This window comes from Geodermatophilus sp. SYSU D00815, assembly GCF_054050035.1.
Genome location: NZ_JBJGYO010000009.1, coordinates 164,941 through 176,212, shown reverse-complemented (window position 1 = coordinate 176,212; position 11,272 = coordinate 164,941). Strand labels below are relative to the sequence as shown.

Genomic DNA, 11,272 nt, shown 5'->3' with positions numbered 1-11,272 from the left:
CCCCCCCCCCCCCCCCCCCCCCCCCCCCCCCCCCCCCCCCCCCCCCCCCCCCCCCCCCCCCCCCCCCCCCCCCCCCCCCCCCCCGCCCCCCCCCCCCCCCCCCCCCCCACCCCCCCCCCCCCCCCCCCCCCCCCCCCCCCCCCCCCCCCCCCCACCGCAGATCGCCGGGAGCGGCGGCACCGGGGGCACGGGTGGCACGGGCACCGGCACCGGCGCCGGGCAGGCCGCGGCCGGTGGCGCGCAGGACGTCGACGGCGAGGTGGTCCCGCCGGCACCGGTCGCGTCGGCGTCGGCGTCGGCGAGCGTGCCGGCGCGGCCGACCGGGTCGGCGGCCCCGCAGCCGCCGACGGCCGACGACGAGCAGATCGCCGACGGCAGCCAGCTCGAGACGGTGGCCGACGACCTGCCGATGTACGGGCTCATCGGGTTCGGCGTGCTGCTCGTGGCGGCGGTCGTCGTGGCCGTCACCCTGGTCCGCCGAGCGGCTCGCGCCCGGCGCTGACCGGCACGGCGCGCACCGGGCCCGGCTCCCGCGCCGGGGAGCCGGGCCCGTCCGCGGCCTGCCGCGCACCGGCGCGGTGCCGGGACTCCACCCGCCGGCCCCAGCTCGTCGCCGCGACGACGAGGACCGCGCCGACGGCCCCGAGGACGCCCAGCGACTCCCCGCCGAGGCCCAGCCCGACGGCGACCGCCCACACCGGCTCGGTGCCCAGCAGGAGGCCGGCCCGGGAGGCCGACGTGCGGCGCACCGCCCAGAGCTGGGCGGCGAAGGCGAACACGCTGCAGGCCAGGGCCAGCCACGCGACGCAGACCCACTGCGCCCGGTCCAGGCCCGTCGCCGCGGCGGCCAGCCCCCGCGGGTCGGCGAGCGCGAAGGCGGCGGCGCAGACCGCGCTCTGCACGAGGGTGAGCGTCCACGTGTCGACGTCCCGCCCGGTGGTCAGCCGGCCGAGCGCCGTCACGTGCCCCGCGCGGACGACGGCGGCGGCCAGCACGAGCGCGTCGCCCGCCGACGGCGCCCGGAACCCGTCCCCGAGCAGCGCGACCCCGACGACGGCCAGCAGGCCCGCGCCGAAGAAGGCCGCTGGCAGCCGCCGCCCGGTGACCAGGCCCTCGACGACCGGCGTGACCAGCACCGTCAGCCCGATGAGCAGGCCCGCGTTGGTCGCGCTGGTGCGTGCCACCCCGGCCGTCTCGAGCGCCAGCACGGCGGCCTGCGTGCCGCCGAGGAGCAGCCCCAGCGTCAGGTCCGCCCGCGTCGGCCGGCGCCGGCGGGCGGCGACCACCACCACCAGGACGGCGGTCGCGAGGAGGAACCGCAGCGCGAGCACGGGCGCCACCCCCACCGGACCCACCAGCACCTTCGCGGCGAGGTAGCTGCTGCCCCACACCGCCGCGACGGCGATCAGGACCAGGTCGGCGGGGCTGCGGGAGGGGCGCACGCGGCGATCGTGGGTCGACCAGAAGCGTTAGACAACGCTCCGATCGCTGAACCGATGGTTTAGCGTTGCTGCATGGACGTCCGTCAGCTCGCCCTCCTGCGGGAGCTGGGGGAGCGGGGCAGCGTGGCCGCGGTGGCGCGGGCGCTGTTCGTGACGCCGTCCGCCGTCTCCCAGCAGCTGGCCGCGCTGCAGCGGTCGGTGCGCGCGCCCCTGACCGAGAAGCGGGGGCGGCGGCTGGTGCTCACGCCGGCCGGGGAGGCGCTGGCCGCCGCGGCGGTCGAGGTCTCGGCGGCGCTGGACCGCGCCCGCCGGGCGGTCGACGCCTACCTCGACGAACCGGCCGCGGCGGTCAGGGTGGCCGCGTTCCACAGCGCCGCGCTGGCCTGGTTCGCGCCGCTGCTGGCCCGGACGGCCGGCGGCCCGGCGGTGTCCTGCGCCGACGAGGACGTCGCGCAGTCGGCCTTCCCCGCCCTGGTCGCCGACCACGACCTCGTGGTCGCCCACCGGCACGACTCCAGCCCGCCGTGGCCGGCCGGGCGGCTCGCCGTCGTCCCGCTGGTCCGCGAGCCGCTGCACGTGGCCGTGTCGGCCGGCTCGCCCCTGGCCGCCCGCGCCGAGCTCACCGCCGCCGACGTCGCCGGGGAGGTCTGGGTGTCGGTGCACGAGGGCTTCCCCTTGGAGGCGCCGCTGCAGGCGATCGCGGCGGCCGCGCACCGCCCGCTGGACGTGCGGCACCGGATCAACGAGTTCGGCGTCGCCGCCTCGCTGGTGGCCGCCGGCGCCGCGGTCGCGCTGCTGCCCGCCTGCACCACCCGCCCCGACCCGGCCGTCGTCCTGCGCCCGCTGGCCGACGTGGCGCCGGCGCGGTACGTCGACGTCCTGGCCCGTCCCGAGAACCTGGCGCGCGCGTCGGTCCGGACCGTGCTCGACGCCCTGCGCGCCGTCGTCGGGGAAGGGGTCAGGCCGTGACGTCGACCAGGACCTTGCCGACCGCGCCCTCCTCGACCGCGCGGTGCGCCTCGCCGGTCCGCTCCAGCGGGAAGACGTGCAGCGGCAGGCCGGCCTCCTCGCCCACCCGGACGGCGCCGTCGAGCACGGCGGCGTTGACGTCCTCGACGCCGATCGCCTTGGCCCGCTCGGGCTCGGTGTAGACGAGCACGAACTGCCAGCGCGCGTTCGGGGTCATCTGCGAGCGGATGGGCACGGTGAGGGTCTGGTCGCCGGTGCCGGCGTAGACCGCCACGGCGCCGTGCGGGGCGATCAGCTGCGCGTCGGTGGCGGCGTTGGACGCGGCGTCGACCTCGACGATGGCGTCGACACCCCGCAGGGCGATCTTGCGCACCTCGGCGACGACGTCCTGCCGCCGGTAGTCGACGACGTGGTCGGCCCCGGCCGCCGCGGCCAGCTGCGCCTTGCGCGGGCTGCTCACCGTGGCGACGACGGTGGCGTCGGCCCACCGGGCGAGCTGGATCGCGGCGTTGCCGACCGCGCCGGCGCCGCCCTGCACCAGCACGGTGTGCCCGGTGAGCGAGCCCGGCCCCAGCCGGTCGGGCAGCGACTCGGCGACGGTGAGCGCGCGGTGCGCGGTGAGGAAGGGGATGCCGAGGGCGGCGCCCAGCTCGAACGACGGGTCGGGGCCGAGCAGCACGACCTGCCGGGCGGGGACGACGGTGTGCTCGGCGGCCGTGCCCCACGGGCGCTGCCAGGCGGCCTCCCAGATCCACACCCGCTCCCCGACCAGCACGGGGTCGACGCCCTCGCCGACCGCGTCCACGGTGCCGGCGCCGTCCTGGTTGGGGATCTGGCCGCCGGCACCGGGGTCGGTGCCGGCCCGCGACTTCCAGTCGGTCGGGTTGACGCCGGAGAAGGCGACGCGCACGCGCACCTCCCCGGGCCCGGGTTCGGGGAGCGGCCGCTCGACCAGCTCGAGGACGTCGGGACCACCGGACCGGCTGTAGGAGATGGCACGCATACGGCGGCGAACCCGCCCGGACCTCGTCCGATTCCCCTACAGGCGGGCGAGCTCGTCGGTCAGCGGGCCCAGTCCCAGCGGGCCGAGGTCCAGGACGGCGCGGTGCCAGGCCCTGAGGTCGAACGCCGCGCCCGCCCGCGCCCGCGCCTCCTCGCGGCCGCTCAGGAAGACGCGCTCGCCGACCTTGTAGACCGGCGCCTGCCCGGGCCAGCCGAGGTAGCGGTGCAGCTCGTCGGTGCGCATCTGCTCCTCCATCGAGACGTGCCGGCGGAGGAACGCCGCCGCCACCTCGTAGGTCCAGCGGGGGCCGAGGCCGGCCGCGGGCGGGAGAGGCAGGTCCAGGTGCACCCCGATGTCGAGGACCACCCGGGCGGCGCGCAGCTCCTGCGCGTCGAGCATGCCGAGGCGGTCGCCGGGGTCCTCGAGGAAGCCGAGCTCGTCCATCAGCCGCTCGGCGTAGAGCGCCCAGCCCTCGGCGTGCGCGGAGCAGTCGCACAGCAGCCGCTGCCAGCGGTTGAGCAGCGCGGCGTTGTAGACGGTCTGGCCGATCTGCAGGTGGTGGCCGGGGACGCCCTCGTGGTGCACCGTCGTCGTCTCCCGCCAGGTGGTCATCTCCTCCACGCCCTCGGGCAGCGACCACCACATGCGGCCGGGCCGGCTGAAGTCCTCGGTCGGCCCGCTGTAGTAGACGCCGAGCCCGGTCGCGCCGATCACCCGCCCCTCCAGCCGGCGGACCGGCTCGGGGATGTCGAAGTGCACGCCGTCGAGAGCCGCGATCGCCCGGTCGGCCGAGTCCTGCAGCCAGGCCTGCAGCGCGTCGCGCCCGCGGACCAGGCGCGCGGGGTCGGCGTCGAGCGCCGCCATCGCGCCGGCGACGCCCTCGCCCGGGGCGATCCGCTCGGCCACCGCCTCCTTCTCGGCGACGATGCGGGCGAGCTCCTCCCAACCCCAGGCGTAGGTCTCGTCCAGGTCGAGCTCGACGCCGGTGTGGAAGCGGCTCTCCACGGCGTAGCGCTCGCGCCCGGCGGCGTCCCGCTCGGGCGCGCGGGGGAGCAGCTCGCGCTCGATGCGGTCGGCGAAGGCGTGCAGGCCCTCGGCGGCGGCGGTCGCGGCCCGCTCCAGGTCGGCCCGCAGCGCGCCGTCGTCGGGGGCGCCGCCGACCAGCTCGGCGAAGAACCCGGGCGCGTCGGGGGTGCCGGCCCACGACCGCGCATGCCCCGCGGCGAGGCGGACCTGCCGCGCCGCGGTGACCCTGCCGCGCGCGGCGGCCGCGGCCAGCCCGTCGACGTAGCCGTCGAGCGCGGCGGGAACCGCGGCCAGGCGCCGGCCGACGGTGGCCCACTGCTCGGCGGTGTCGGTCGGCATGAGGTCGAAGACCATCCGGAAGTGCTGCAGATGGCTGGCGGCGCTGTTGAGGTCGGACTGGACCAGGCCGGCCTCGTACAGGTCGAGCTCGGCGCCGACGCGCTCGAGCATCGCCGCGCGGGCGATCTCCTCCCGGCGGTCCACCGGCTCGGTGGCCGCCACCTCGGCCCGGGTGCGGCGCAGCAGGCCGGCCACCTCCTCGTGCCCGTCGGGGGAGAGGTCGGGCCACCGGTCGTCGTGCCCGGGCACGCCGATGTAGGTGGCGGTGACAGGGGAGGCGGCGGCGTACTCCTCGACGAACCGGTCGGCCAGCCGGTCGAGGTCGGACGGCGGGCGGGCAGGGGCGGCGCTCACCCGCCGCACGCTAACGGGTCGCGCGACCGGCGTCGCCGGACTTTTTCTCAACCAAGCGGTTGACCACGACGGCGCCCAGCGCTACGGTTCTACTCAACCAAATGGTTGAGCACCAAGGAGGCGGTCGTGCCGCCCGATCCGTTGTCCCGGGTCTTCTCGGCCCTCGCCGATCCCATCCGGCGCGACATGGTGGCCCGGCTGGCCAGCGGCGACGCGACGGTCAACGAGCTCGCCGCCCCCTACGACGTCACCCTCCAGGCGGTCTCCAAGCACCTCAAGGTGCTCGAGGAGGCCGGCCTGGTCACCCGCAGCCGGGAGGCGCAGCGCCGACCGGTCCACCTCGAGGCGGAGGTGTTCGACCTGATGACAAAGTGGATCGAGCGCTACCGGCGGGAGGCCGAGCAGCGCTACCGCCGCCTCGACGACGTCCTCCGGTCCATGGAGGACGAACCACCCACCCACGGAAGAGGAGAACGGTCATGACCACCGCCGCCCGCCACGAGACGCAGATCGAGGTCGACCAGAAGGTCCCGCTCGTGCGCATCACCCGCGAGTTCGACGCCCCGCCGGAGAAGGTCTACCGGGCCCACACCGACCCCGAGCTGCTGGTGAAGTGGCTCGGCCCGCGCGGGCTGGAGATGACGGTCGACGGCTGGGACTGCCGCACCGGCGGCTCGTACCGCTACCTGCACCGCCGGGGCGAGGAGGTGTACGCGTTCCGCGGCACCTTCCACGAGCTGCGCGAGAACGAGCTGATCGTGCAGACCTTCACCTTCGAGGGCATGCCCGACGGCGTGGCGCTGGAGAAGCTCCGGCTCGAGCCCCTGCCCGGCGGCCGCACCCGCCTGGTGGCCACCTCGCTCGTCGACTCCTTCGAGGACCGCGACGCCATGGTGGCCAGCGGCATGGAGACCGGCATCGTCGAGGGCTACGAGAAGCTCGACGAGGTCCTCGCCGACACCGCGGCCGGCTCCTGAGGCGGGCGCCGGGGGCAGCCGTCCGAGCGCCCGGCCGTGCCTGCGCCGGGGGTTCGGCGGCAGCCCGTGGTGGTCGTGCCGCCCGGTGCCCCAGCCGTGCTCAGCGCCAGGTCACCGTCTCCGGGCGCCGGCCCAGCACCCGCTCGACCGCCCGGGCGGCCCGCTCCCCGGCGTTGACCAGCACCGGCCGGGGCGTGCCGGCGAACAGCGGCAGGTCCGACGCGCTGTCGCTGTAGACGGCACGCCACGGCGGCGGGTACCCGCGCTCGGCCAGCATCCGCACCTTCTCCTCGCCCATGGCGCGGCGGGCGCGCGGCGGCCGCAGGGCGGCGGTCGACCCGACGACGTCGAGGTCGCCCAGGCCCACCGCCCGCAGGAAGCCGCGGGCCAGCACCTCCTCGCAGCCCGTCGCCACCACCACCTGGTCGCCCGCCCGCTGGTGGGCCCGCACGCGGGCGACGGCCTCGGCCACCGCCGCCTCGGGCTTGCGGGCCAGCGCCTCGCCGAAGGCCTCCGCCACCGCGTCGACGTCCGCGCCGTCGGCCCCGCCGATCGCCAGCCGGGTCATCAGCCGGGCGGCCAGCGGCCGCAGCCGCGGCACCGCCGCGCCCGCCGCCAGCAGCGGCGCGGCCGGCAGCAGGGAAAGCGCGCGGCCCGGCCGCCGGCGTAGCCGGCCGTGCAGGAACAGCGTCGACGCGTCGCCGCCGAGCAGGACCTTGTCGAGGTCGAAGACGACGGTCGGTGTCACACCGGTGTGGTTACCGGGGTCCCCGAGGGTGGGAAACCTCGGCGCTCAGGCCCCGCGGGCCCGCAGGTGCTCGCCGATCGTGCCGGCGAACCCCTCGGCCACGGCGAGCTGCTCGCGCAGCGCGGCGACGCGCACCTCGGCCGCCTCGTGGAACATGCGCAACCGGTCCAGCAGCCGCTCGCGGTCGGGTCCGGCCCGGTCCAGGTCCTCGAGCAGCGCGATGAGCTCCTGCATCTCCTCGACGGTGAACCCGAGCGGCTTCATCCGTTTGACCAGTTCCAGCCGGGCGACGTCGTCGTCGCTGTAGAGGCGGAAACCGCCGTCGCTGCGGGTGGTGGGGCGCACCAGGCCGTGCTCCTCGTAGAAGCGGATCGTGCGCAGGCTCAGGCCGGTGCGCTCGGCGACCCGGCCGATCTGCACCAGCCCCTCCGTGCGCGGCATCAGTGCGCGCCGGTGAGCTGGCCGGTGTGCCGCCGGAAGCGGTCGGCGGAGTGCCCGCTCAGCCCGACGATCTCGACCGTCTTGCCGCGGGAGGCGTACTTGTGCGTGATCGCGTCCAGCGCGGCCACCGTGGAGGCGTCCCACACGTGGGCGTCGGACAGGTCGATCACCACCCGGTCCGGGTCCCCGGAGTAGTCGAACTGCGCGTAGAGGTCGTTGCTCGAGGCGAAGAACAGCGCCCCCCGCACGGAGTAGACGCGGGCCCCGTCGGCGGCGGGAGCGCTGGTGACCTCGGCCAGGTGCGCGACCCGGCGGGCGAACAGCACGCAGGCCACGAGCACGCCAGCCCCGACGCCGACGGCGAGGTTGTGGGTGAGCAGGGTGCCGGCCACGGTCGTCAGCATCACCGCGGTCTCGCTGCGCGGCATCCGGTGGATCGTGCGCAGGCTGTGCCAGTCGAACGTGGCGATCGACACGAAGACCATCACCGCGACGAGGGCGGCCATCGGGATCACCGCGACGACGTCGCCGAGCGCCACCACGAGGACGAGCAGCAGGGCGCCGGCCAGGAACGTGGAGAGCCGGGTGCGCGCCCCCGACTTCACGTTGATCATGGTCTGCCCGATCATGGCGCAGCCACCCATCCCGCCGAAGAACCCGGTGACGACGTTGGCCACGCCCTGCCCCCACGACTCGCGGGTCTTGTCGGAGCGGGTGTCGGTGAGGTCGTCGACCAGCTTGGCGGTCATCAGCGACTCGAGGAGCCCGACGAGGGCGACGCCCAGGGCGTAGGGCGCGACGACCGCCAGCGTCTCCAGCGTGAGGGGGACGTCGGGCAGCGCGAAGAACGGCAGGCTGTCGGGCAGCGCCCCCTCGTCGCCGACGTCCGGGACGGCGAGGCCGGCGGTCACGGTCAGCCCGGTGAGCACCACGATCGAGACCAGCGGCGCGGGTACGACCGTGGTCAGCCGCGGGAGCAGGAAGATGATCGCCAGCCCGGCGGCGACCATCGGGTAGACCAGCCACGGCACGCCGACCAGGTGCGGCAGCTGCGCGGTGAAGATCAGGATCGCCAGCGCGTTGACGAAGCCGACCATCACGCTGCGCGGGACGAAGCGCATCAGCCGGGCGACGCCGGCCGCGGCCAGGAGCACCTGGAACACGCCGCCGAGCACGACCGCGGCGAGGAGGTGCTGCAGGCCGTGGTCGCGGACCAGCGGGGCCACGACCAGCGCGACGGCCCCGGTGGCGGCGCTGATCATCGCCGGGCGGCCGCCGGAGAACGCGATGACCACGGCCATCGTGAACGACGCGAACAACCCGACGCGCGGGTCGACGCCGGCCAGGATCGAGAAGCTGATCGCCTCGGGGATCAGCGCCAGCGCGACCACCAGGCCGGCCAGCACCTCGGTGCGGGCCACCTGCGGGGAGAGCCAGGCGGGTCGGGGCAGGGAGTGCAGGCGGGAGGACATGCCACCGTTCTCGGGATCGGGGGCGCGCGGTGCGCGGCGGGTGCGGAACGGCGACGTCGGCGTCCCCGGGTGCCCTCCAGCTTCCCCCCGAACCCTTCCCTCACGTGAGGGAAGGGTCGTGGGATGTCCATCACCCCCGGGCGGCAGTGGTCTCCCTCCGAGCTGCCCGGCCCGGGCGAGAACTCGGCCGGGCCGGCGCTGTTCCGGTACGACACGCGCTGCGGCACCGTCCAGGGGCACACGGGCAACACGCTGGGCCACACCAGTTCGCCGCCGCGACCGACGACGGGCGGCGGACGGTGACGGTCTCGGTGACCGCCCGGATCACCCCGTCGACCGCACCCGAGCGGTTCGCCGAGCTGCGGGAGGTCTTCGAGCTCGCCACCTGCGCGGCGCTCGCCGAGGGCTGAGGCATCCCCGGCGCTCCCGCGGGTACGGATCGGTTCCGCCGCTGCCCACCGGGAGGTGCCGATGACCGCTCGTGAACCCCAGGAGATGGCGCAGGTCGCCGCCGAGCTGGGGGTCAAGAAGACCCACCGCTCGTGGGACCGGGTGCTGGTGAGCGCGTTCCTGGCCGGCGCGTACATCGCCTTCGGCGGGCTGGTGGCGATCGCGGTCTCCTCGGGCCTGGACGCCGACCAGTGGGGCACCCTGCCGACGCTGTTCACCGGCGCCGCGTTCACCCTCGGGCTGGTCCTGGTGCTCATCGCCGGGTCCGACCTGGCCACCGGCAACATGATGCTGGTCCCGCTCAGCGCCATGCGCGGGCGGATCTCCGGCTCCGACGTCGTCCGCAACCTCACCCTCGTGCTGCTGGGCAACCTGATCGGCGCGCTGTTCGTCGCCTACTTCCTGGCCGTCCAGAGCGACGTGATCGGGAGCGCCGGCAGCAGCGGGAACGCGCTGCTCACCTACGAGCGGCTCGAGGGCATCGCGCTCGGCAAGGCCACGGAGCACACGGCGTGGGAGACGTTCCTGCGCGCGGTGGGCTGCAACTGGCTGGTCTGCCTCGCGGTGTGGATGTCGCTGGCCGCGACCTCCGTCGCCGGCAAGATCCTGGCGATCTTCTTCCCGATCACGGCGTTCGTCGCGATGGGCTTCGACCACGTCGTGGCCAACATGTTCTTCCTGCCCGCGGCGATGTTCGCCGGCGTCCCGGAGCTGGGGTGGGGCGACGTCGCGGTCAACTGGCTGCTCGCCGCCGCCGGCAACCTGGTGGGCGCGGTCGTCTTCGTGGCGACGTCCTACTGGTACCTGTTCCTGCGCGACCAGCCCGAGCGCGCGCCGAAGACGTCGGAGCCCGCCGAGCGGGCGTGAGCGCGCCCGCCCGGCACGACGGGGGTCACCCGGTGCGCCGCGCGCGGCCGGTGCGCAGCGCGAACGCGACGTCGGGGCGGCCGTTGGCGTCGGCGAGCGCGGCGGCGGCGTCCCAGTCGTAGGCGACCGCGCGCAGGTCCGCCGTCCAGGCGCCGTCGGCGTCGTCCAGCACGGCGTACCGCGCGTGCGGCGACCCGGCCTCCACGACGTGCGGGTGCGGGTGGTCGTCGGCGTAGGCCGGCCAGCCGACGCTGCCGGGGTTGACGACCAGCGCGCCGGCCGGCAGCCGCAGCGCGCGCTGCAGGTGCGTGTGCCCGCAGAGCAGGAGCGGGGTGCCGGCGCGCGGGCCGAGCCGGTCGGCCACCTCCGCCGGGGTCGCCGGGCGGGCGCCGGCCGGCTCTACGGTCTCGAGCAGGTAGGTCAGGTCGTCGGTGGGCGTGCCGTGGAAGGCGAGCACGCCGGGCGCGGGCTCGAGGGTGAGCGGCAGCCCGGCCAGCCACTCCCGGTGGGCGTCGGTGAGCTGGTCGTGGGCCAGCCGGTCGGATGCGCCCATGCGTTCCCGCGGGAACGTCAGCAGCTGCCGTTCGTGGTTGCCGCGGACGGTGGGCAGGTCCAGCTCCACCAGCCGGTCGGCGGTGGCCGCCGGCCGCAGCGCGCCGGAGAGCAGGTCACCCAGGTTCACCACGACGTCGACGTCCCGGTCCGCGGCGTCGGCCAGGACGGCGTCGAGCGCGCCGAGGTTGCCGTGGACGTCGGAGATCGCCGCGATGCGCACCCGCCGAACCTACGGGCGGGTGCCGTCGGGCCGGATCAGCAGCCGTCCCTCCGCGTCCTGCACCGTGTAGTGGATGGTCTGCGCGCGGATCTTCCCGTCCTCGACGAGGTAGGAGTCGGCGCCGTCCGGGATGCGGTACGGCCCGGCGTCGACGGTCCACTCCAGCAGCGCCATCCGCCCCGACACCTGCGTCGACACGTAGGTCCACCGGCCGCTGGGGATCTCCTCGTAGAGCTGCCGGGCCAGCTCGCGGACGCCGTCGTGGCCGTGGAAGACGCCGCGCGCGGTGAGGACGACCACGTCGTCGGCCACGTTGCGGGCCAGGTCCTCCTCGACCGCGCCCTCGTCGGCGAGGCGCAGGTGGTCGTCGAGCACCTCGCGGGTGGTGCGTGTGCGCAGATCGGTCATG

General features: G+C 76.0%; 14 protein-coding genes. 6 read left to right on the top strand and 8 right to left on the bottom strand.

Translation table 11 applies throughout. From position 1 onward, the window contains the following. The first annotated feature begins 259 nt into the window (after positions 1-259). The gene (locus ACI78S_RS13145; protein ID WP_456973913.1) at positions 260-502 is read left to right on the top strand and encodes a hypothetical protein; all 243 of its coding nucleotides are present in this window, start codon (positions 260-262) and stop codon (positions 500-502) included. Here ACI78S_RS13145 and ACI78S_RS13140 read toward each other — a convergent pair. After that, complete coding sequence (locus ACI78S_RS13140; RefSeq protein WP_456973911.1) at positions 465-1,442, bottom strand: DMT family transporter; 978 nt, start codon at positions 1,440-1,442, stop codon at positions 465-467. The genes ACI78S_RS13145 and ACI78S_RS13140 overlap by 38 nt on opposite strands. Positions 1,443-1,514: 72 nt before the next feature. On the opposite strand from ACI78S_RS13140, the gene ACI78S_RS13135 reads away from it, so the two are divergent. Then, complete coding sequence (locus tag ACI78S_RS13135) at positions 1,515-2,411, top strand: LysR family transcriptional regulator (protein ID WP_456973909.1); 897 nt, start codon at positions 1,515-1,517, stop codon at positions 2,409-2,411. Here ACI78S_RS13135 and ACI78S_RS13130 read toward each other — a convergent pair. Beyond that, the gene (locus ACI78S_RS13130) at positions 2,401-3,414 is read right to left on the bottom strand and encodes an NADPH:quinone reductase (RefSeq protein ID WP_456973907.1); all 1,014 of its coding nucleotides are present in this window, start codon (positions 3,412-3,414) and stop codon (positions 2,401-2,403) included. The two genes, ACI78S_RS13135 and ACI78S_RS13130, sit on opposite strands and share 11 nt — an antisense overlap. Before the next feature lie 36 nt (positions 3,415-3,450). Then, entirely contained in the window at positions 3,451-5,133 is a 1,683-nt protein-coding gene (locus tag ACI78S_RS13125) for a DUF885 domain-containing protein (RefSeq protein ID WP_456973905.1), read from the bottom strand. Positions 5,134-5,259: 126 nt separating this feature from the next. On the opposite strand from ACI78S_RS13125, the gene ACI78S_RS13120 reads away from it, so the two are divergent. Beyond that, positions 5,260-5,616: an ArsR/SmtB family transcription factor gene (locus ACI78S_RS13120; protein ID WP_456973903.1), complete on the top strand. Its 357-nt coding sequence runs from the start codon at positions 5,260-5,262 to the stop codon at positions 5,614-5,616. Beyond that, positions 5,613-6,110: an SRPBCC family protein gene (locus ACI78S_RS13115; protein WP_456973900.1), complete on the top strand. Its 498-nt coding sequence runs from the start codon at positions 5,613-5,615 to the stop codon at positions 6,108-6,110. Before ACI78S_RS13120 ends, ACI78S_RS13115 begins: the two co-directional genes overlap by 4 nt. A gap of 100 nt (positions 6,111-6,210) precedes the next feature. Here ACI78S_RS13115 and ACI78S_RS13110 read toward each other — a convergent pair whose 3' ends face one another. From ACI78S_RS13110 to ACI78S_RS13100, 3 genes are read right to left on the bottom strand one after another with little or no spacing between them, the layout of a single operon-like run. Continuing rightward, positions 6,211-6,858, bottom strand: a complete 648-nt coding sequence (locus tag ACI78S_RS13110) for an HAD family hydrolase (protein ID WP_456973898.1) — start codon at positions 6,856-6,858, stop codon at positions 6,211-6,213. Between the two features lie 45 nt (positions 6,859-6,903). Continuing rightward, positions 6,904-7,299: a MerR family transcriptional regulator gene (locus ACI78S_RS13105; RefSeq protein WP_456973896.1), complete on the bottom strand. Its 396-nt coding sequence runs from the start codon at positions 7,297-7,299 to the stop codon at positions 6,904-6,906. After that, positions 7,299-8,771: a SulP family inorganic anion transporter gene (locus tag ACI78S_RS13100; protein ID WP_456973894.1), complete on the bottom strand. Its 1,473-nt coding sequence runs from the start codon at positions 8,769-8,771 to the stop codon at positions 7,299-7,301. Before ACI78S_RS13100 ends, ACI78S_RS13105 begins: the two co-directional genes overlap by 1 nt. Before the next feature lie 123 nt (positions 8,772-8,894). Between ACI78S_RS13100 and ACI78S_RS13095 the strand changes: the two genes are divergently transcribed. Then, the gene (locus ACI78S_RS13095) at positions 8,895-9,074 is read left to right on the top strand and encodes a hypothetical protein (RefSeq protein WP_456973892.1); all 180 of its coding nucleotides are present in this window, start codon (positions 8,895-8,897) and stop codon (positions 9,072-9,074) included. Between the two features lie 168 nt (positions 9,075-9,242). Beyond that, positions 9,243-10,088 (top strand): formate/nitrite transporter family protein, encoded by an 846-nt coding sequence (locus ACI78S_RS13090; protein WP_456973890.1) that lies wholly within the window; start codon positions 9,243-9,245, stop codon positions 10,086-10,088. 25 nt (positions 10,089-10,113) lie between these two features. Here ACI78S_RS13090 and ACI78S_RS13085 read toward each other — a convergent pair whose 3' ends face one another. Then, complete coding sequence (locus tag ACI78S_RS13085) at positions 10,114-10,863, bottom strand: metallophosphoesterase family protein (protein WP_456973888.1); 750 nt, start codon at positions 10,861-10,863, stop codon at positions 10,114-10,116. Between the two features lie 9 nt (positions 10,864-10,872). Then, positions 10,873-11,271: a nuclear transport factor 2 family protein gene (locus ACI78S_RS13080; RefSeq protein WP_456973886.1), complete on the bottom strand. Its 399-nt coding sequence runs from the start codon at positions 11,269-11,271 to the stop codon at positions 10,873-10,875. Between the last annotated feature and the right edge of the window lies 1 nt (position 11,272).